General features: G+C 69.9%; 16 protein-coding genes. 9 read left to right on the forward strand and 7 right to left on the reverse strand.

Going from position 1 to position 18,912, the window contains the following annotated elements; genetic code table 11:
* Positions 1-123 precede the first annotated feature (123 nt).
* On the forward strand, positions 124-516 hold the full coding sequence (locus ACSSVZ_RS09940; protein WP_453969658.1) for a RidA family protein: 393 nt from the start codon (positions 124-126) through the stop codon (positions 514-516).
* Complete coding sequence (locus tag ACSSVZ_RS09945) at positions 516-1,343, forward strand: creatininase family protein (protein WP_453969659.1); 828 nt, start codon at positions 516-518, stop codon at positions 1,341-1,343. Before ACSSVZ_RS09940 ends, ACSSVZ_RS09945 begins: the two co-directional genes overlap by 1 nt.
* Here the strand turns inward: ACSSVZ_RS09945 and ACSSVZ_RS09950 are convergent.
* The gene (locus ACSSVZ_RS09950; protein WP_453969660.1) at positions 1,329-3,092 is read right to left on the reverse strand and encodes an adenylate/guanylate cyclase domain-containing protein; all 1,764 of its coding nucleotides are present in this window, start codon (positions 3,090-3,092) and stop codon (positions 1,329-1,331) included. The two genes, ACSSVZ_RS09945 and ACSSVZ_RS09950, sit on opposite strands and share 15 nt — an antisense overlap.
* Before the next feature lie 383 nt (positions 3,093-3,475).
* On the opposite strand from ACSSVZ_RS09950, the gene argE reads away from it, so the two are divergent.
* Positions 3,476-4,624, forward strand: a complete 1,149-nt coding sequence (argE, locus tag ACSSVZ_RS09955; RefSeq protein WP_453969661.1) for an acetylornithine deacetylase — start codon at positions 3,476-3,478, stop codon at positions 4,622-4,624.
* 42 nt (positions 4,625-4,666) lie between these two features.
* On the opposite strand, the gene ACSSVZ_RS09960 is transcribed toward argE, so the two are convergent.
* A complete protein-coding gene (locus ACSSVZ_RS09960) occupies positions 4,667-5,887 on the reverse strand; it encodes a GGDEF domain-containing protein (RefSeq protein ID WP_453969662.1) in 1,221 nt (406 codons plus the stop codon).
* 378 nt (positions 5,888-6,265) lie between these two features.
* Between ACSSVZ_RS09960 and ACSSVZ_RS09965 the strand changes: the two genes are divergently transcribed.
* The gene (locus tag ACSSVZ_RS09965; RefSeq protein ID WP_453969663.1) at positions 6,266-6,790 is read left to right on the forward strand and encodes a GNAT family N-acetyltransferase; all 525 of its coding nucleotides are present in this window, start codon (positions 6,266-6,268) and stop codon (positions 6,788-6,790) included.
* A 57-nt stretch (positions 6,791-6,847) separates the two neighbouring features.
* On the opposite strand, the gene ACSSVZ_RS09970 is transcribed toward ACSSVZ_RS09965, so the two are convergent.
* The 4 genes from ACSSVZ_RS09970 to ACSSVZ_RS09985 are packed head-to-tail and all read right to left on the reverse strand — an operon-like array spanning position 6,848 to position 13,721.
* Positions 6,848-8,926 (reverse strand): hypothetical protein, encoded by a 2,079-nt coding sequence (locus ACSSVZ_RS09970; RefSeq protein WP_453969664.1) that lies wholly within the window; start codon positions 8,924-8,926, stop codon positions 6,848-6,850.
* Positions 8,927-8,942: 16 nt separating this feature from the next.
* The gene (locus ACSSVZ_RS09975) at positions 8,943-11,759 is read right to left on the reverse strand and encodes a DUF4159 domain-containing protein (RefSeq protein ID WP_453969665.1); all 2,817 of its coding nucleotides are present in this window, start codon (positions 11,757-11,759) and stop codon (positions 8,943-8,945) included.
* Positions 11,759-12,682 carry a DUF58 domain-containing protein gene (locus tag ACSSVZ_RS09980; RefSeq protein WP_453969666.1) on the reverse strand — a complete coding sequence of 308 codons (924 nt, stop codon included), beginning with the start codon at positions 12,680-12,682 and terminating at the stop codon, positions 11,759-11,761. Before ACSSVZ_RS09980 ends, ACSSVZ_RS09975 begins: the two co-directional genes overlap by 1 nt.
* A 34-nt stretch (positions 12,683-12,716) precedes the next feature.
* Positions 12,717-13,721 carry an AAA family ATPase gene (locus ACSSVZ_RS09985; protein WP_453969667.1) on the reverse strand — a complete coding sequence of 335 codons (1,005 nt, stop codon included), beginning with the start codon at positions 13,719-13,721 and terminating at the stop codon, positions 12,717-12,719.
* Positions 13,722-13,950: 229 nt separating this feature from the next.
* On the opposite strand from ACSSVZ_RS09985, the gene ACSSVZ_RS09990 reads away from it, so the two are divergent.
* The 5 genes from ACSSVZ_RS09990 to ACSSVZ_RS10010 all read left to right on the forward strand — a co-directional run bounded on the left by ACSSVZ_RS09990 (position 13,951) and on the right by ACSSVZ_RS10010 (position 18,317).
* Positions 13,951-14,565, forward strand: a complete 615-nt coding sequence (locus ACSSVZ_RS09990; RefSeq protein ID WP_453969668.1) for a DUF1285 domain-containing protein — start codon at positions 13,951-13,953, stop codon at positions 14,563-14,565.
* Complete coding sequence (locus ACSSVZ_RS09995) at positions 14,562-15,227, forward strand: CoA pyrophosphatase (RefSeq protein WP_453969669.1); 666 nt, start codon at positions 14,562-14,564, stop codon at positions 15,225-15,227. The genes ACSSVZ_RS09990 and ACSSVZ_RS09995 overlap by 4 nt, the downstream gene beginning before the upstream one ends.
* Before the next feature lie 116 nt (positions 15,228-15,343).
* Positions 15,344-15,610 carry a DUF6111 family protein gene (locus tag ACSSVZ_RS10000; protein WP_453969670.1) on the forward strand — a complete coding sequence of 89 codons (267 nt, stop codon included), beginning with the start codon at positions 15,344-15,346 and terminating at the stop codon, positions 15,608-15,610.
* Positions 15,607-16,851: a CCA tRNA nucleotidyltransferase gene (locus tag ACSSVZ_RS10005; RefSeq protein WP_453969671.1), complete on the forward strand. Its 1,245-nt coding sequence runs from the start codon at positions 15,607-15,609 to the stop codon at positions 16,849-16,851. Before ACSSVZ_RS10000 ends, ACSSVZ_RS10005 begins: the two co-directional genes overlap by 4 nt.
* A gap of 74 nt (positions 16,852-16,925) precedes the next feature.
* Positions 16,926-18,317: a serine hydrolase domain-containing protein gene (locus ACSSVZ_RS10010; protein ID WP_453969672.1), complete on the forward strand. Its 1,392-nt coding sequence runs from the start codon at positions 16,926-16,928 to the stop codon at positions 18,315-18,317.
* Between the two features lie 154 nt (positions 18,318-18,471).
* On the opposite strand, the gene ACSSVZ_RS10015 is transcribed toward ACSSVZ_RS10010, so the two are convergent.
* On the reverse strand, positions 18,472-18,879 hold the full coding sequence (locus ACSSVZ_RS10015) for a F0F1 ATP synthase subunit epsilon (protein WP_453969673.1): 408 nt from the start codon (positions 18,877-18,879) through the stop codon (positions 18,472-18,474).
* Positions 18,880-18,912: the final 33 nt, after the last annotated feature.

The raw sequence follows: 18,912 nt of genomic DNA on the forward strand, positions 1-18,912 counted from the left end.
CCGAATGCGTCCGGTTCGGGGGGGCACGGACCTCCACCGCACGCGCGGCCAACCCGTCCCCGTTTCGGCGGTCATCAAGGTGCGGTAGCCTGCATCCCGTGACCGCTTAAGGAGCGCCCTCCCGTGCTGACGAGCCACACCCCCGACACCATCCGCGCGCCGTTCGCCCAGTACGTCCATGGCGTCGAGATCCCCGCGGGCTTTCGCCTGCTGGTCTGCTCTGGACAGGTTGGCGTGACACCCGAGGACACCGTTCCGGACGATGCCGAGGCACAGGCCGACCAGTGCTTCGCCAACATCCGGGAGATCCTGCGGTCGGCGGACATGTCGGCCGACGACGTGGTGCGCCTCAACGCATTCGTGACCGACCGTGCCCATCTCGCCGCCTACATGCGCGCCCGCGACCGCTTCATCGGCGCCCGCGCCCCGGCATCCACCCTGATGATCGTCTCCGGGTTCACGGTTCCGGAGCTGAAGGTGGAAGTCGAGGCGCTGGCGGCGGGAAAGGCCCGCTAATGGCGCCTCTTCACCTGCCCGCCCGCCGCTGGGCGGACATGACCGCGGCGATGTTCGGCGAGGCCGACACATCCGGTTGGATCGCGATCCTGCCCGTCGCCGCCATCGAGCAGCACGGCCCCCACCTTCCGGTGTCGACCGACACGGCGATCGTCTCCGGCGTCGTCGAACGCGTGATCGCGACCCTCCCAGACGACCTGCCGGCCACCGTTCTCCCGGTCCAGGCAATCGGGAAATCCAACGAACACATTGCCTCTCCCGGCACGCTCACCCTGTCCTGGGACACGGTCATCCGCGCCTGGATCGAGATCGGCGAAAGCGTCCGCCGCGCCGGGGTGCGCAAGCTGCTCATCCTCAACGCCCATGGCGGCAACGTTCCGCTCATCGACGTGGTGACCCGCGAACTGCGGGTTCGCTGCGACATGCTGGCGGTGCATTCGGGCTGGTTCCGCTTTCCGGCCCCCGAGGGCACCTTCGACCCGGACGAGGCGACCTACGGAATTCACGGCAACGACCTGGAAACGTCGGCGATGCTGCACCTGGCACCCGAGCTGGTGCGCATGGAGCGGGCCGAGGACTTCCGCTCCGCCCAGCTGGACTTCATCGAGGAGTTCGACCACCTGCGCGGCCACGGCCCCCACGCTTTCGGCTGGATCGCCCAGGACCTCCATCCGTCCGGCGCCACCGGCAATGCCGCGTCGGCCACGGCGGACAAGGGTCGGATCGCCGTCGATCACGCCGCCAGGGGCATCGTCGAGCTCCTCGCCGACATGCACCGGTTCGACCTCGACCGTCTCGCCGAGACGCCGGACCTATCCCGCCCTTGACGCTCTGCGCCAGCCCAGCCGGCCCCGCCGCCGCGGGCTTTCCGCGCTGGCTCGGGAGAACACCGTCGGATCGTCGATCGCGTGGACGATCAGCGGCTCGCTCCGTCCGCGCACGGTGATCTCGCAGGCGCGAGTCTCGCTCAGGTCGACCCCGGAGGCCCTGGCGACCGCGTCGGAGAACACCAGGGTCGCCCCCAGTTCCTTGGTCGCCGTCTCCAGCCGGCTTGCCGTGTTGACGGTGTCGCCGAGCGCCGTCAGTCCGTCCGTGCGCTTGTCGCTGGCCACGCCTACCCGTCCGAGAATCGCCGGTCCCGCATGGATGCCGATGCCGATCCGCATCGGCTCGCGCAGCTGCTCGGCAAAGGTCCGGTTCAGTTCCGCAAGCCCGCTCACCATGTCGCCGGCTGCCGCCAGAGCCATCCCGCAGCCTGCCTCCACGCCGTCGGACATGCCGAAGATGGCCATGACGGCGTCGCCGATGAACTTGTCCACATAGCCGCCGTTGCGGGTGACGGCGCCGCTCATCACACCGAGATATTCATTCAGCAGGTAGACGACGTCGTACGGAAGCCGCTGCTCGGAGAAGGTCGTGAACCCCCGGATGTCGACGAACAGGATGGCGACCTCCTGCTCCCGCCCCCAGCGGTACGATTCGGTGGCGAGATCGATCGGCTCCGCGTCGCTGATGGGAAACAGCGGCCGCACCTCCAGGTCCGCCGTCGGGCGCAGCTGGCAGGCAAGGCGCAGATCCGGCGCCGCCCCGATCCGGTTGAGCACCCGCGACTCCGTCGTCCCGGGAAGCTCCAGGCTTGCGGCGCCGGAGAGGATCCGCGTCCGGCAAGTCGAACAGCGTCCCCGGCCGCCGCACACCGAGGCGTGCGGGATGTTGGCCAGCCGGCTGATCTCCAGCAGCGTCGGCCCCGGCAGCGACCGGACGACACGCCCGCCGGGGTAGGTGACGCGGAAACCGCGCCCGCGGTTCAGCAGCGTGGCAATGATCGGGATCACCAGCAGGGCGGTGAGGGCGGCGACCGCATAGCCAAGTCGAGCGCCATGGATGATGCCGTCGGACCAGACGGCCGCTTCGGGGGTCAGGTTGCTGTGCCTGCCGCCGGTCAGCTCGAGCCGCCGCGCGGCCTCGATCCAGCCCCAGGTGGCAAACAGCGGCACGCCCATCGCCGCCATCAGCAGCCAGGGCGCCACCGCCCGGTACCAGCCGTTCAGGCGCAGCCAGAAGTGAATGCCGATGCAGCCATGCACCCACACCAGCAGGACGAGCGTGGTCTGGAAGGTGACGAGGCCGGGCCACAGCAGCGTCAGCATGTGGACGTAGTCGTCCTCGATTCCGAACACCTCGTAGAGCCCCCTGGAACCGACGACGTGGTTCACCAGCCAGAACGGGATCAGCAGCCCGAGCCCCAGTTGGACGGCTTCCCAGACCGGCATGCGGATCGTCCGGCGGCGGGCGACCCGCGCCAGCGCCAGGGACACGTGCACCGCCAGGGCCCCGTAGAGAAGCAGCGTGCCTGGCAGCGACCGCCAGATGGCGGTCCGATAGGGCTCGACGGCTTCCATCCAGTCGATCGACACGACGCCGAGCGCGTGGTTCAGCAGATGCATCAGGACGTAGACGAACAGCGTCAGGCCGCTGGCGAGGCGCAAGCGCTGGGTCAGCCGTCCGCTGCCGGGGGTTCCGCGCCGGGCCGCCACCGCCGCCGGCGCGCTGTCGTTGGCTGGACGACCGGTCATGCCCGCGCGGTCTCCCGAACGACTGGGCACCCCCGCTGCGGGGCGCCTTGGATCGCAACCGGCTGGTATCTCTGATCGGTCATCTGTCCCATCCATTCGGGCGCCCGCCCAAGGACGACGCGGCAAACCGGACCCTGGCGGATCCGCACTCTCGCGTATCCTGCCAGCCTATTGTGTCGCAGGCACCGTGCGCGTCTTGTCCCCGACACCGCCGCCGCCGCATAGTCACGGCATCGAACGCGTTGCTGCCGGATCGGGGCGCTCCGACGCGACACCGCGCTCGATCATAGGATTCCGGAGGCGGTTTTCCATCGAAAGGGTGTGCCACCCGCTCGGCGCGGCGTCAGCCGCGGATCGTCGCCGACCGACACCATGGAGGGTTCATGCCGACACCGAAGGAAATGCTCGCGCGGCTTGTCGGCTTCCCCACCGTGTCGAGCGACAGCAACCTTCGGCTGATCGGCTTCGTGCAGGAGCATCTCGCCGCGCACGGCATTGCATCCACCCTCGTACCCGACTCGACCGGCGACAAGGCGAACCTCTACGCCACCATCGGTCCCGATGTGCCGGGCGGCGTCGTGCTCTCGGGCCACACGGACGTCGTTCCCGTCGAAGGCCAGTCCTGGGCCTCCGATCCCTTCACGATGACCGAGCGCGACGGGCGACTTTATGGGCGCGGCACGGCCGACATGAAGGCGTTTTCCGCGATTGCGCTGTCGCTGGTGCCTGAGATGGTGGCCGCCAACCTGAAGCGCCCGATCCACCTGGCGCTCTCGTATGACGAGGAAGTCGGCTGCCTCGGCGCGCCGTCGATGATCGCCGAGATGGCCGGCCGCATCGCCGCGCCCGCCGCCGTGATTGTGGGCGAACCGACCGATATGAAGGTGGTGACCGGACAGAAGACGACCTTCTCGTTCTACACCAACGTGCGGGGAAAGTCGGTTCACTCCAGTCAGGTGAACCGGGGTGTCTCGGCGGTGGTCGTCGGCTGCCGTCTGATCGCGTTCCTGGACGACATGCTGCGCGCGAACATGGCCAACCCGGTCCCCGACAGTCCGTTCGACCCGCCCTACACCACCGTCCACACCGGCATGGTCCGGGGCGGGACTGCCCACAACATCGTGGCGCGCGACTGCGCCTTCGTCACCGACATCCGGGCCCTGCCCGATGATGACCCGCACACCTATCTCGAGCGCTACCGCGCCCACATCGCGGCCGATGTGGAGCCTCGGATGAAGGAAGTCGACGCAGAGACGGGGGTCGACGTGGGCATCCGCGCCCACGTGCCGGGCCTCGTTCCCGATGCCGGCAATCCGGCCGAGACGCTGTGCCGCCGCCTGACCGGCGACAACGGCCTCCATGCGGTCTCCTACGGCACCGAGGCGGGTCAGTTCCGCGGTCCGGGCTGGCCGGTGGTGGTTTGCGGCCCGGGCTCGATCGATCAGGCCCACCAGGCGGACGAGTTCATCTCAGTCTCGCAGCTCGATGCCGGCACCGACTTCGTCCGGCGGCTGATCGCCGACCTCTCCTGAGGTTCTGCGGTCTGTCGGCGCAGGCGCCGTCATGCCGAACGGTCAGGTCTCGTCCGGCTGGGGCGTGCCGGCGACGCGGGAAGGAGCCGCCGTCTCACCCGAAGCGTTGGCCGCGTCTTCCGCCAGAACGACCTTGTTCCGCCCGTGCCGCTTGGCTTCGTAGAGGGCGCGGTCGGCGCGTTCCATGAGCTCCTTCACCGAGACATCCGCCGTCGGATCGCAGGCGACGCCGATGCTCACCGACACGTCGATCGGCGTTTCGCGCCACATGATCGGGCTCCCGTTCACCGTGGTCCGGATTCGCTCCGCCAGCGCCTCGGCCACCTCCGTGTCGGCGTTCACGGCCATGACCGCGAATTCTTCGCCGCCGATCCGGCCGAGCACGTCGTCGACGCGCAGCGCTCCCCGGACCAGGACCGTGAACGACTGCAGCACTTCATCGCCCGCGGCGTGTCCGTGGGCGTCGTTCACCTCCTTGAAGTAGTCGATATCGAGCAGCAGCTTGGAGACCGGCATGTTCGCCTTCCGGGCGCGCTGCCGCACCCGCTCGGCTTCTTCGAAGAAGCCGCGGCGGTTGAGGCTTCCGGTCAGCATGTCGGTGTTCGCCACCGCGACGATCGCGGCCTCGCCACGCTCGCGCGTCATCATCAGGAACAGATAGCCCAGCGCCACGGCAAAGAGCATCGGCTCGAGGGCCAGCAGCGCCACCTTGATCCCGCCGACGCCCGGTTCGAAGGAATAGGGAAAGCTCTCCGCCACCGGGACACGCAGCACGTGGCAGGCGGCGTGAGCCGCCAGCAGCACCAGCACCAGAGGCGCCGAGGGGAGTTTCACCAGCCCGTCGCGGAACATCTCCCAGCCGGTGACGATGGTGTAGACGGCCGCAAGCATGGCGATCAGTGCGACCCGGTCCGTCGTCGACGCCTCGACGATCCGGCTCTGGTAGGCCACGGTCCACACCACCCCGCCGGCTGCAATCCCGAGCCACGGCACGGAGCGGTCCGAAAAGGAGCGCACGCCCGCCCAAACGAGACCGTGGGCCGTGACCAGGAGCGTGATCGCGATCTCCACCGACCACAGGTCCGGCAGGAAATCGTAGTCGGACAGCAGCACGACGCCGACGGTCGACACCAGGAACGACAGCGCCCACCACACGAGCGCCTTGCTCCTCCTGTCCTGGAGCCACGACCAGAGGAGCAGGATTCCCACCAGGCCGATGATGAAGATCGAGGTCGTATAGACCGTCTGGATGTCGATGTTCATGTCGCGGTGCTGCCGCCTCTCCTCGAACCGCCTCACGCCACTTGTGGCACAAAAGTGCGAAGCAGTTCACGTCTGTCGCCCGACTCGATTGTCGCGCGCCGGCGATCATGGACAGTCCCCGCCCGTCATGCTAGCGAGTCCCGCCATTTCGCAAACCGGAGTTGCCTCGGCCCATGAGCGCCATCCGGACCGGCTGCAAGCGGATCGCCCCGGCACCGCATGCGATGCCGGTCTCCCGCAGGATCCGACGACGAAGCACGGACGATCTCACGGCCCGACGACGGCCGTCGACGATCCGCACCGTTTGATCCGCTGCGGCCGGCCGACCGGAACGGCCCGTAGCGGATGTCGCTGCATCCGCGTACAGGGCCGACCCAATTGACCGAGCAATCCTACCTTGTCCGACTTGAAGCCGCCGGAGACGCGCCGGCAATCGATGTCCTGAACGACACCGCCTTCGGGCCGGGCCGATTCGCGCGCACCGCCTACCGGCTGCGGGAAGGCGTTCCCCATGCCCCCGATCTCGCCTTCGTCGCGACCGTGGCCGACCGCCTCGTCGGGTCGGTGCGGCTGACGCCGATCCTGGTCGGGACCTCAGGCGCGCTGCTTCTCGGTCCGCTCGCCGTCCATCCGGACGTCGCAAACCGCGGCATCGGTCGGAGCCTGGTGCGTACCTCGGTCGCCCGGGCCCGCGAGCTCGGCCATCGGCTGGTGCTGCTGGTGGGCGATCCGCCCTACTATGCGCCGGTCGGCTTCACGCCGGTTCGGCCCGGGCAGATCACGTTCCCGGGGCCGGTCGATCCGCACCGGCTTCTCGCCGCCCATCTCGTCGACGGGTCCGAAGCGATCGCCGGTGAGGTGCATCGTCCGATGGACGGAGGCCGCACGGCCGTGCGCAGCTGACCGGCTGCGGGATCGTGCCGTTGCCGCGAGCCTCACTTGGTCGACACGACGCGGCGATCAACGTCCTTCGCGGAACCAGGTCGCCCCGATCACCCCGAGCAGGACGGCAAGCCCGAGGAACCCCGACAGCAGCGGGATCTGCTGGACGCCCTCCAGCGAGCTCGCCTCGGAGCGCTTGAATCCGATCCAGCCGAGACCGCTCATCCGCTCGCCGGCATCGCGCAACGTCAGGCGCGGCAGCTCGATCGCCCCGTTGTCGACAGCACGGGCCACCGAGCCGCCGCTTGCCGCGGCCACCGCCGCCAGCCGGTCGGTGGTAGAGCGCAGGTCGGCGATCTCGCGGGGATTGGGCGGACCGACATGGGCGATCGCGGTCCGGTCGCCGGCGGTCGCGCGGTAGATGCCGACGTCGCCCACCGGCACCTCGGCGCGCCACAGGCCGGGCTCCGCCTCCTCCAGCGTCACCGTCTGCTCGGTCCCGTCGGGCCCGGTAAGCAGCACCGGCTCGGCCGTGTCGCCGAGCGTCTGGCGCTCTACCATGAGGTCCTGGCCGGTCGTCGCCGACAGCCGCAACGCTTCTTCCTCGAGCTCCGGTTCCTTCATCAGCCAGTGCGCAAGACGGCGCAACAGCGGCACGTACGGCCCACCGCCCTCGAAGCCGCGCGCCCACAACCAGACGTGGTCGGACAGCATCAGCGCGATGCGCCCCTCACCCTGACGCGCCAGGATCAGCAGCGGCTTGTCGTCGGGTCCGGTCATCACCGTGTCGCCGGTGATGGGGTCGGCATCGATGAGACGGAACCACTGGCTCCAGTCGGGCGGATCGCCGGCGGCCCCCGGCAGGTCGCGGGTGACCGGGTGCTTGTCGCCGAGCGCGCTCACGTGCGGGTAGAAGGGCTGCTCCAGCACCTGACCGGTCGGCTCGGCGGGCAGCACGTCGGCGAGCGGCGTGTAGAAGATGCTTTGCAGCCCGGCATAGTCCGGGCCGGACGACACCAGCACCGCGCCGCCGTTGCGGATGTACTGGGCGATGTTGTCGAAATACAGCGACGGCAGCACGTTGCGGCGGTGGTAGCGGTCGAAGACGATCAGGTCGAACTGGTCGATCTTCTCCGAAAACAGCTCGCGGGTCGGAAACGCGATCAGCGACAGCTCGTTGATGGGCGTCCCGTCCTGCTTCTCCGGCGGCCGCAGGATGGTGAAGTGGACGAGATCCACCGAGGCGTCCGACTTCAGGAGGTTGCGCCAGGTGCGCTCGCCTGCGTGCGGCTCGCCCGACACCAGGAGGACGCGCAGGTTGTCGCGCACGCCGTCGATGATGGCCACGGCCTGGTTGTTGACGGTCGACAGCTCGCCGTCGCGCGGCCCGACCTCGAATTCGAAGATGTTGTCGCCGCCGTGGGCGATGTCGACCGGCACGCTCACCCGGCGCCCGATCGGCACGTCGCGGCTGGCGATCTCCTCGCCGTCGCGGCGGACGGTGAGACGCGCCGTGCCGCTGCCCTCGCCGCCGCCCTGATCCTCGACCGTCAGCTCGACGTTCGGGATGGAATCGACGAGGCCGAAGCGCGGCACCCGGTCGAGCACGATGCGCCGGTCGATCTCGTCGGGGCGTCCGGTGATCAGCGCGTGGACCGGTCCCGCGATGCCCGGATCCGCGCCCTCTTCCGGCGCGTCGTGCACCTGGCCGTCGGTGATCAGCAGCGCGCCCGCCACCCGGTCGGGCGGCACATCGGAGAGCGCATCGTAGGCGGCGTCGAACAGCCGGGTCCCGTCCGCGCCGGCGCCGCTCGCGCGGTCGACCACCACCGTGCGCACCTCGATCCCGTCGAGGCCCGCGAGACCCCGCTCGACCTGAGCCCGGATTTCCTCGGTCTCCGCGGTGCGGTTCTCGATCCCCTGGCTCTGGCTCTGATCGACGACCACCGCGACGACGCTCGACAGCGGGGTGCGGATCTCCTGGCGAAGCGAGGGATTGAGGAGTGCCACCGCGACCGCCGCGACGGCCAGCGCACGGATCACCGCGCCGCGCACCCGGCGCGCACCGGCAGCCAGCGCCAATGCCAGACCGACCGCGGCAAACACGATCACCAGCCAGGTCGGGACGAGCGGATCGAGGGCAATCGACCAGGTCATGGATGCGTTCGCCTCCTCACTGTCCGAGCCGTTCGAGCAGGGCCGGCAGGTGCACCTGGTCCGCCTTGTAGTTTCCGGTGAGCGTGTACATCGTGATGTTGATGCCGGTCCGGATCGCCAGTTCGCGCTGGAACGGGTCGGGCGGCACCGTCGGCAGCAGGAAGTCGCCGTTGGCGCCGATCGCCCATGCACCGGCCAGATCGTTGGCGGTGATCAGGATCGGCGACACGCCATCGGCCGACCGCACCGGCCGGTCGGCGAGCGCCGCGTCGCCGCCGAGCGCCTCGACCCACAGCGGTCCGCCCGAGTAGCGTCCAGGAAATTCCTGCAGCAGATAGAACGATTTGGTCAACACGTGGTCGGCGGGAACCGGCTCGAGCGGCGGGATGTTCAGCCCGTCGAGGATCGCCCGAAGCCGCATGGTGGCAGGGCTCGCGCCGAGCTGGTCGACCCGTGTTCCCGCCGTCAGCTCGTCCTGGGTGTCGAACAGGATGGTCCCGCCGTTCTTCATGTAGGCATCGACCTTGGCCATCGCCTCGTCCGTGGGCCGCGCCGCGGTCTCGGTCACCGGCCAGTAGAGCAGCGGGAAAAAGGCGAGATCGTCGGTTTCCAGATCGACGCCCATCGGCTCTGCGGGCTCCAGCGCGGTGCGCCTTGCCAGGAACAGAGACAGGCCGGAGAGGCCGGCCCGGCTCATCTCGTCGACGTTGTCGTCGCCGGTCAGCACGTAGCCGAGGCGCGTGTTGAGGGCGGCCTCCATGTCGAACGACTGATCGGCCGCGAACGCCGGGCGCGGCCCTGCCACGACGGCAAGCGCGATCAGCCCAGCGATCGCCACCGCAGCGGCGCGTCCGCGGCCACGGCCGAGACCGACGCCGCCGGCAAGGACGAGCACCGCCAGCGCATCGAGCAGCAGCAGACCGGCCGCGGTCCCCAGCACCCACCGCTTCAGGTCGACCGGACCTTCGGTGGCGTAGGACGTCACCGTGGCCGCCCGGCCCAGCGCGCCGAGGTCCAGCGGCTCCAGCGTGTCGTCCGGCCCGAGCAGGTTGAGGGCCCGGAAGCCGTCCTCCGTGCCGTAGAGGCCAGGGGGATGCTCGGGTCCGATGGCGATGTCGGCCAGCGCCCTGGCCGGCAGCGGCCGCACCGAGGAACCGGGCTCGACCAGACGCCCTTCGCCGTCGAGCACCCTGAGTGGCGGCAGCGCCGCGCCCTGGGCGTCGGCGGTCTGACCACCAGGCGGCGTGCCGGCCAGCCCGACCAGTTTGCGCAGCATTTCCACGAAGGTGCCCGACAGCGGCAGGGTCGACCACGTGGTGTCGGCGGTGACGTGGAAGAACACCAGCCAGCCGTTGCCGAGCCCCGCCGCGGTTACCAGCGGCGTGCCGTCCGCCAGGCTCGCCCAGGTGTGGTCGGGCAGGGTGGCACTCGGCTCGGCGAGCAGCTGGCGGGTCACCGCCACGTCGCTCGGCGTGTCGAGACCGGCGAACGGGCTCGCCGCGTCGAACGGCGCCAGCGGCTGCGGGTCTTCCCAGGAGAGGCTGCCGCCGAGCACGCGGGCGCCCGCCCGCATCGGCACCGGCACCAGCGTGTCGATGCCCTCGACGGTGCGCGGCCCGGCAAAGCGGATCAGCACGCCGCCATCGTTCACCCAGTTCCGCAGGGTCTCTTCGGTACCCGGCAGGAGCGTTCCCACGTCGGACAGCACCATCACCGAGACGCCGCCGTCGATCAGCTGCTGGATCCCAGCCGAGGTCTCCTCCTCGCGTGGCTCGCGCACCTCCGCATAGGGCCCGAGCGCCCGTTCCAGATAGTGCAGCGGCGACAGGAGCGGCTGGGCGAGATCGGCCGAGCCGCCCGAGATCACCCCGACCGAGCGGCGTTGCCAGCGGTCGTCGACCAGTTGGACCGCGCCGGCGGTCGCGATGCCCGTCAGATCCAGGCGTGCAATGTCGTTGCGGAGCTGCACGGGCAGATCGAGGCGCACGCGCGCTTCTGTTGCACCCTGGTCGAAGGTGAACGGCGTCTCGGCCAAGGCAAATCCTCTCCGGTCACGCGCGACCAATGTTCCTCCCGGCGCGGCATCGGCCGCATCGGTCAGCCGCAGCACGCGCACGTCCATTCCGTCGCCGCCGTTCTCGACGCCGGCAAGCGCCACCAGTGCCGGCGTGCCCCCCTGATAGACCCGCAGCGGCGCATCGCCCGCGGCCGCCATCAGCGCCGTCTCGAATTCGGCGGTGCCCGGGCTGTCGAGATCGTCGGTGAGCCAGGTCACCAGCGCCGGCGGTGACACCTCCCCCAGGCGTTCCACCGTGTCGACGAGATCGCCGCGACGCGATTCCCACGAACGCGGCTCCAGGGCCGACAGCCGGTCGCGCACCTGCGCAGCCTCGACCGGCTCGGCCGGCTGGTTGGCGCCGTCCGCGGTGGCGATCAGGATCACCGGCCGTCCGGAGCTCTGGGCCTGGTCGAGCAGCCCGGATGCGACCCGCTGGCGTTCGGCCCAGGCATCCGCCGCGGCCCAGCCGTTGTCCATGACGATCCAAATCGGGCCGCTGCCGGCGGTTGCGCTGGTCGCCGCCCGCCAGACGGGCCCGGCGAGCGCGACGATCACCAGCGCGGCGATCAGAAGGCGCAGCAGCATCAGCCACCACGGGCTGCGCGACGGGGTCTCCTCGCGCTTCACCAGTTCGAGGAGCAGCCGGGTCGGCGGAAACGAAATGCGCTGGGGCCGCGGCGGGGTCACCCGCAGCAGCCACCAGATCACCGGCAGCAGCGCCAGCGCGCCGAGGATGGCCGGCGTCGTGAAGCCGAGTGCGAGCAAGCTGCCCATCACGAGGCCCTCCGGGCGCCTTCGACACCCCCTGCGGCAGACAGCCGCGCACGCAGCGCCAGCAGTGGCTCGGTGGCGGAGCGGTCGGTGTGATGCACGAGAAACGTCCAGCCGAGACGGCGGCAGCGATCGGCCAGCGCCTCCCGGTGGGAGCCAAGCACGCGCCGGTAGTCGCCGCGCCAGCGTTCCGCCCGTCCGACGAGCAACGCGGTGCCGCTTTCCGGATCGCGGAACTCTGCTCGTCCGCCGAACGGGAAGGTCTCCTCGACGGGATCGAGCACCTGGACGAGATGAGCGCGGGCACCCGAGCCCGCGAGCCGCTGCATCCACGCATCGATGTCTGCCAGCGGATCCAGCAGGTCGCCGATCACGATGACGTCGGAGAAGCGCCGCACCTGGCCCGTGTCGGGCAGCGTCTTGGCGATCGGCAGATGCATCAGCGCGCTGGCCACCCGCTCCGCGGCGTCGCGGCTGGAGGTGGGGCGCATGCCGTCGATCAGCCCGATGCGTTCGCCGCCGCGGGCCAGGAGGTCGGCAAGCGCCAGCGTCAGCACGATGGCGCGATCCCGCTTGGTCGCCCGAGCGAGCTTCGAACCGAAGGCCATGGACTCGGACCGGTCGACCGACAGCCAGACGGTGTGCGCGGCCTCCCACTCCTGTTCGCGCACGAACAGCGTGTCGTCGCGGGCTGAGCGCCGCCAGTCGACGCGATGGGCCGGCTCTCCGGTCTCGAACGGACGGAATTCCCAGAAGGTCTCGCCGGGCCCGGGGCGGCGGCGGCCATGCCAGCCCATGGCGACCGTGGCGGCGACCCGGCGCGATTCGACCTGCAGGTCCGGCATGCTTGCCGCGACGGAACGTGCGGCCAGAAGCGCGGTCGTTCCCTGATCGTCAGGCCGCTCGGGACGGTCGGAGTGCGCCATGGATGGTGTTGCTCGCTCCGGGGTTCGACCGCCTTCAGGCGATCCGGGCCTTGAGGCGGTCGATGACGCCGGGCACGGTCTCGCCGTCGGCCCGGGCCGCGAAGGTCAGCGCCATGCGGTGCTGCAGCACGGGTTCGGCCAGCGCCAGCACGTCGTCGACCGACGGAGCCAGGCGGCCCTCGATCAACGCCCGCGCCCGCACCGTCAGCATCAGCGCCTGGCTCGCCCGCGGACCGGGTCCCCAGGCGATGACGTCGTCGGCATCGCCGCCCTCGCCCGGCCGGGCCGCACGGACGAGGTCGAGGATCGCCTCGACCACGGATTCGCCCACCGGCAGGCGGCGCACCAGGCGCTGGTAGCGGGCGAGGTCGCCTTCCGCCAGGACCGCCGCCGGCTGCACGTCGGCCGCGCCGGTGGTCTCCAGCAGGATCCGGCGCTCCGCCGCGCGCTCGGGATAGAGCACGTCGATCTGCATCAGGAACCGGTCGAGCTGGGCTTCCGGCAGCGGATAGGTACCCTCGTGCTCGAGCGGATTCTGGGTCGCCAGGACGTGGAACGGCTGGGGCAGCTGGTGGGACTGGCCGGCGACCGTGACATGGCCTTCCTGCATCGCCTGCAGCAGCGCCGACTGGGTGCGCGGGCTCGCGCGGTTGATCTCGTCGGCCATCAGCAGCTGGGTGAACACCGGTCCCCTGATGAAGCGGAACGTGCGGGTTCCATCGGGGGCCTGTTCCAGCACTTCGGCGCCGAGAATGTCGGACGGCATCAGGTCGGGGGTGAACTGGATACGCCGCGAATCGAGCCCGAGCACGGTGCCCAGGGTGGACACCAGCATGGTCTTGGCGAGGCCCGGAACGCCGACCAGCAGGCCGTGTCCGCCGGCCAGCAGCGTGACGAGCGTGCGCTCGACCACCGATTCCTGGCCGAAGATGACGCGCCCGATTTCCGCGCGCGCAGCGACCATGCGGTCCGCGGCAGCTTCGGCCTCGGCGACAATGGCTGCATCGTCGACCTCGATCGGCTTGTCCATCACGCTCATCAACTGGTCCTTTCGCGGCCCGGTTCCGCTTCCACCGGGCAGTTCGCGTATCTGGTCACGTCATCCGTAGAGTGTAGGGTGCCCGCCCGCCGCCGCACAGGCGGGAAACGACCGGACCTCGTCATCGTAGGGGTTGCAACTTATGTTCCACGCAGCATGTGGTCCGCCAAAGGACAGCGGAAATGCGGCGTTATCATGCGCCTTCCATCGAGGAACGCGGGAATTGGACATGGCTGGACAGACCGATCAACACGAAGTGAACGGCGGCCTGGCCGGGCTCGAGGCGCTGATCGGGCGCGCCGGCACCAAGGGCGGCGCGGCCCCGGTCGAGCGCTGGGACCCGCCGCACTGCGGAAAGCTGGACATCCGCATCGGCCGCGACGGCCTCTGGTACTATCTCGGCACCCCGATCGGCCGCGAACCGCTCGTGCGACTGTTCGCCTCGGTGCTCCGCCGCGATGTGGACGGGGTCACCTACCTCGTCACCCCCGTCGAGAAGATCGAGATCACCGTCGACGACGCCCCCTTCCTCGGGGTGGAGATGAACGCCGCCGGTGACGGACCCGACCAGGTCCTCACGCTGCGCACCAGCGTCGGCGACGTCGTCGCCATCGATGCCGACCACCCGATGCGCTTCGAGCCCGAGCAGGACACCGACGGTCTGAAGCCCTATGTATTGGTCCGCGGCCGCCTGGAGGCGCGCCTCGCCCGGCCGCTGCTTTACGAGCTGGTGGAGCACGGGACGACCGAAGCGCGCGACGGCACGGAGTGGTTCGGCGTATGGTCGAGCGGCCTCTTCTTCCCGATGATGCGCCAGGCGGAACTGGAGCGACTGAGCGTATGAGAATCGACTCCCCCGTCGATGGCGGACAGGCGGATCTCCTGACCGACTGGCGTTCCATCCAGGCGCGGGCAAGCCGCCTGATCCGGCTGGACGACCCGGTCTTCGACTACGACGCCGCCGGCGATCACATCCTCAACCGGCACCTGCCCGACGTGGTGCCGCCGGGCAAGGCGCTGCGCGACGCAGCCGTCCTCTTCGGCATCGTCAAGCGCGACCCTGCCACCGTGCTGTTCACGCTGCGCACCGAACACCTGAGCGCCCATGCCGGTCAGATCGCGCTGCCCGGCGGCAAGATCGACCCGATCGACCGCGATCCGCTGGCCGCCGCCCTCAGGGAGGCCGACGAGGAAATCGGCCTCGCGCCGTCGCTGGTCGAACCGCTCGGCTACGGCGACATCTACACGACCCGCTCGGGCTACCGGATCGTGCCGGTGGTGGCGCTGGTGCCCGAGACTGCCAGCATCGTCGCCAATCCCGACGAGGTGGCCGACGTCTTCGAAGTTCCGCTCGACCACCTGATGACGCCGGCGAACCATGTCCGCGACAGCCGCGCGTGGAACGGGGCACAACGCTATTTCTACACGATGCCGTATGGCGAACGGTATATCTGGGGTGTTACCGCGGGCATCGTCCGCACCCTGTTCGAACGTCTCTACGGCTGAGCCGCCGAGCGCTGCGGCAAGATACCCGGCCGCGCATGCGCCATCGCAACGACTGCGTTCGCGGACAATGCCGGAGGCTGGGGGCCACCGTCACCGCGCAACCAAGGAAGCCGGCCATGGTGCGGATCGTCATCGTCCAACTAGTTCTGTTTCTCCTGCCGTTCATCGGGTGGGCAATCTTCCTGCTCGTCACCCGCGGCCTGACCGCCACCCGATCCCAGTATTTCATCGGCCCGATGCCCTACTGGCTGGCGGTGGCCGGCCTCGCGCTCTCGATCATCGGCTTCCTCACCCTAGGCGTCACCAGCGAGCGGTCGGACGGCGTCTACCAGCCGCTCATCTTCGAGGATGGAAAACTGGTGCCGGGCGGCTTCAAGAAATGACCCTGCCGGCTCTGCCGTCGCTGGCCGGAGCCGAATGGCTTCAGGCCCCCGCCACCCGCGCGCTTCTCGCCATCCTCGACGGCGACGGCGAGACGGCCCGCGTCATCGGCGGCGCCGTCCGCAACACGCTGCTGGGCGAGGCGGTGCGCGAGGTCGACGTCGCGACCACGGCGGTGCCCCAAACCGTGATGGCGCGCACGCGGGCGGCCGGCTTCAAGACGATCCCGACCGGGGTCGAGCACGGCACCGTCACAGTGGTGGTCGACAAGATCCCCTTCGAGGTCACCACGCTGCGCGAGGACGTCGAGACCTACGGCCGCCACGCCCAGGTGCGCTTCGGCCGGGATTGGGTCGCGGATGCGCACCGCCGCGACTTCACCATGAACACGCTTTCGGTGGACCGCGCCGGAACCCTGTTCGATCCCGTCGGCGGCTATCCCGACATCCGCGCCCGCCGCGTGCGCTTCGTCGGCGATGCGGACATGCGCGTGCGCGAAGATTATCTGCGCATTCTGCGTTTTTTCCGCTTCCATGCGCACTATGGCGAGGGCGCGCCCGACGCCGCCGGTACCCGTGCGGCGATCCGTGGCCGCGATGGCCTGCGCCGGCTGTCCGCCGAGCGGGTCGCCCAGGAGATGCGGCGCCTCGTCGTCGCCCGGCATGCGGCCGATACGCTCGCCCGCATGTCCGATGCCGGGCTGGTCGAGAGCGTGTTTGCCGGCATCGTCTACCCGCAGCGGCTGGCGCGGCTCGCCCGCATCGAGGCGGATCGCGGGCTGGCGCCGTCGCCGGCACTGCGGCTGGCGGCCGCCGGCTGCGCCGTCGTGGAGGACGTCGAGCGCATTGCCGCCCGGCTCAAGCTCTCCAATGCCGAAGCGAAGGAGATGCGCCTCGCCGTTGGTGCCGCCCACCGATTCCCGGTCGAACCCGGGCTGCCGGCGCGCGCGCTCTACTACCGTCTCGGACGGACGGCGTACCGCAGCGGCGCGCTCATCGCTTTTGCCCGCGAGGGCGGCGCGGTCGACGCCTCCCCATGGCCGGCCCTGCTCGACCTTGCCGACGCGTCCGACCCGCCGGTCTTTCCGCTCGGCGGCAAGAGCCTCGTGAAGCTCGGCCTCCGGCCCGGCCCGGCCCTCGGTGCCGAGCTCGCCCGTCTCGAGGCCCTGTGGATCGACAGCGGATTCTCGCTTGACCGCAAATCCCTGCTCCGGCTTGCCGAGGTCCCTCCCGAGACCGGCTGACGGCCGCGGATTGCGGTGACAGCACCCTGCCCGCGTGCCAGAAGTGGGGCGCCGATCAACGCCGAGGGACCGACATGGCCGCCATCACGTTCCGCTCCTACTTTCGCTGGCTGGCCATCGCCGTTCTCCTCCTCGGCGCGGGCGGCATCGCCGCCCTCTCCTGGCAGCTGCCGCCGATGCTTTGGGTGGGCTCGTCCTACGTCGCCAAGACCGTCTGCTCGGGCATGTACGTCTCCGGCCTCGACCTCGACCGGATCTGGGCGGAGGACGTGCTGGGCCGCAAGAACCCGCTGCTCAACCTCTACAAGGTGACCGTCGACGACCCGGTGAAGCGGATCAGCGCCTCGCCGTTCGGCCTCGGCGTATTCGAGCGCACTGCGGTCCATCGCGACGGGCTCGGCTGCGCGCTCGCCATCGGCGTGACCCCCGCCAAGCTGGCGGAGGAGACCGGCCCCGTTGCGCCGCTCACCGTGGGCTCCGACGCGCTCTGGCCCGAAGGCAGTCGCGTCGAGGGCCCGGCGCCGGCCCCGCTCGCCAAGGTCGTCGCCGACGCGTTCGTCGAACCCGACGGCGCCCATACCGGCGATCTGCGCACCCGCGCCGTGGTCGTCGTCCACGAGGGACGTATCGTGGCCGAGCGTTACGCCGACGGCATCACCGCCGAGACGCCGCTGATCGGCTGGTCGATGTCGAAGACGGTGACCGCGGCGCTGGCCGGCATCGCCATGCAGCGCTCCGACCTCGCCCTCGACATCGATCACCTGCTGCCCCAATGGCAGAGCGATTCGAACCCGAAGAGCCGCATCCCGTTCTCGGCGCTCCTGGAGATGACCGACGGCCTCGCCTACAACGAGGACTACGGCACCGTCACCGACACCACCGAAATGCTCTACGGGTCCGGCAACGCCATCGACTTTCTCGCCGGCCTCGACCTGGAGGACCAGCCGGGCAGCGTCTGGGCCTATTCGAGCGGCGCCAACATGCTGGTGATGGGCGCGATGCGGGCGTTCCTGCCCGTCGACGCCTGGACGGCGTTTCCGCGCACCACCCTGTTCGACCCCATCGGCATGACGACGGCGGTGTTCGAGACGGACCCGGCGGGCACCTTCATGGGCCCGTCCTGGCTGAACGCATCCGCCCGCGACTGGGCGCGCTTCGGCCTGCTCATCCAGCGCAAGGGGCTGTGGGACGGCACGCAGGTGCTCCCGGTCGGCTGGGTCGACACCATGATCGAGCCGGTCGAGGCTTCTGACGGCCGCTACAGCAAGGGCGACATCTGGCTGGAGACGGGCGACACCGTGCCGCCGGACACGCTCTGGGTTCTCGGCCACGACGGCCAGAGCATCGCCATCGTGCCCTCCCTCGATCTGATCGTGGTCCGGATGGGGATGACCAATCCCCAGGCTCTCTACGATCGCGAGGCACTGCTCACCGCGGTGATTGCCGCGCTGCCGCAAGGCGGCTGACGAGCGGCAACTGCCGATGGCCGATCAGGCGACCTTGCCGGATCGGCTCGTGTGCCGACGACAATGCGGCATCGCCCACACAGCAAAAAGCCCGCCATCGACGAGGGCGGGCTTTCTTGATTTCAGGATCCGCGACGGCGGCCGTCCGTCGGGGTCAGCCGTGGCCGAGGACGCGCTGGACTTCGCGCAGGTGCTCGAGATTGCGCTCGGCCTCGTCGCGGGACGCCTCGTCCTTGGCGTCTTTCACGTCTTCCTCGGCATCGGTGATCTGGCTGGCGATCACCGCCCGGTCGATCTCCTCCACCGGGATCGCCTCTTCGGCGAGAACGGTGAGGCCGTCGGGGCCGGTGTCGGCGAACCCACCGCGCACGAAGATCTGACGCTCCGGCTTGGAGCCGCCGCGCACGCGCATCAGCCCCGGACGCAGGGTGGAGAGGAACGGCGCATGGCCGGCGAGCACTTCGAACTCACCCTCGCTTCCCGGCACGAGGACGGCGTCGACGTCTTCCGAAATGACGAGACGCTCCGGCGAAACCAGCTCGAAATGGAAGCTCCCGGCCATGACTGGGTTCCTTGCTCTTGCCTGCTACGCCTG

The sequence above is a fragment of the Amorphus sp. MBR-141 genome, from assembly GCF_053628695.1.

What these genes read in the sequence shown, in the direction of transcription:
- ACSSVZ_RS09945 (WP_453969659.1), top strand. Translation starts at nt 516, where the DNA reads ATGGCGCCTCTTCACCTGCCCGCCCGCCGCTGGGCGGACATGACCGCG.
- argE (WP_453969661.1), top strand. Translation starts at nt 3,476, where the DNA reads ATGCCGACACCGAAGGAAATGCTCGCGCGGCTTGTCGGCTTCCCCACC.
- ACSSVZ_RS09950 (WP_453969660.1), bottom strand. Translation starts at nt 3,092, where the DNA reads ATGACCGGTCGTCCAGCCAACGACAGCGCGCCGGCGGCGGTGGCGGCC.
- ACSSVZ_RS09995 (WP_453969669.1), top strand. Translation starts at nt 14,562, where the DNA reads ATGAGAATCGACTCCCCCGTCGATGGCGGACAGGCGGATCTCCTGACC.
- ACSSVZ_RS10000 (WP_453969670.1), top strand. Translation starts at nt 15,344, where the DNA reads ATGGTGCGGATCGTCATCGTCCAACTAGTTCTGTTTCTCCTGCCGTTC.
- ACSSVZ_RS10005 (WP_453969671.1), top strand. Translation starts at nt 15,607, where the DNA reads ATGACCCTGCCGGCTCTGCCGTCGCTGGCCGGAGCCGAATGGCTTCAG.
- ACSSVZ_RS10010 (WP_453969672.1), top strand. Translation starts at nt 16,926, where the DNA reads ATGGCCGCCATCACGTTCCGCTCCTACTTTCGCTGGCTGGCCATCGCC.
- ACSSVZ_RS09985 (WP_453969667.1), bottom strand. Translation starts at nt 13,721, where the DNA reads ATGAGCGTGATGGACAAGCCGATCGAGGTCGACGATGCAGCCATTGTC.
- ACSSVZ_RS09960 (WP_453969662.1), bottom strand. Translation starts at nt 5,887, where the DNA reads ATGAACATCGACATCCAGACGGTCTATACGACCTCGATCTTCATCATC.
- ACSSVZ_RS10015 (WP_453969673.1), bottom strand. Translation starts at nt 18,879, where the DNA reads ATGGCCGGGAGCTTCCATTTCGAGCTGGTTTCGCCGGAGCGTCTCGTC.
- ACSSVZ_RS09970 (WP_453969664.1), bottom strand. Translation starts at nt 8,926, where the DNA reads ATGACCTGGTCGATTGCCCTCGATCCGCTCGTCCCGACCTGGCTGGTG.
- ACSSVZ_RS09990 (WP_453969668.1), top strand. Translation starts at nt 13,951, where the DNA reads ATGGCTGGACAGACCGATCAACACGAAGTGAACGGCGGCCTGGCCGGG.
- ACSSVZ_RS09975 (WP_453969665.1), bottom strand. Translation starts at nt 11,759, where the DNA reads ATGGGCAGCTTGCTCGCACTCGGCTTCACGACGCCGGCCATCCTCGGC.
- ACSSVZ_RS09980 (WP_453969666.1), bottom strand. Translation starts at nt 12,682, where the DNA reads ATGGCGCACTCCGACCGTCCCGAGCGGCCTGACGATCAGGGAACGACC.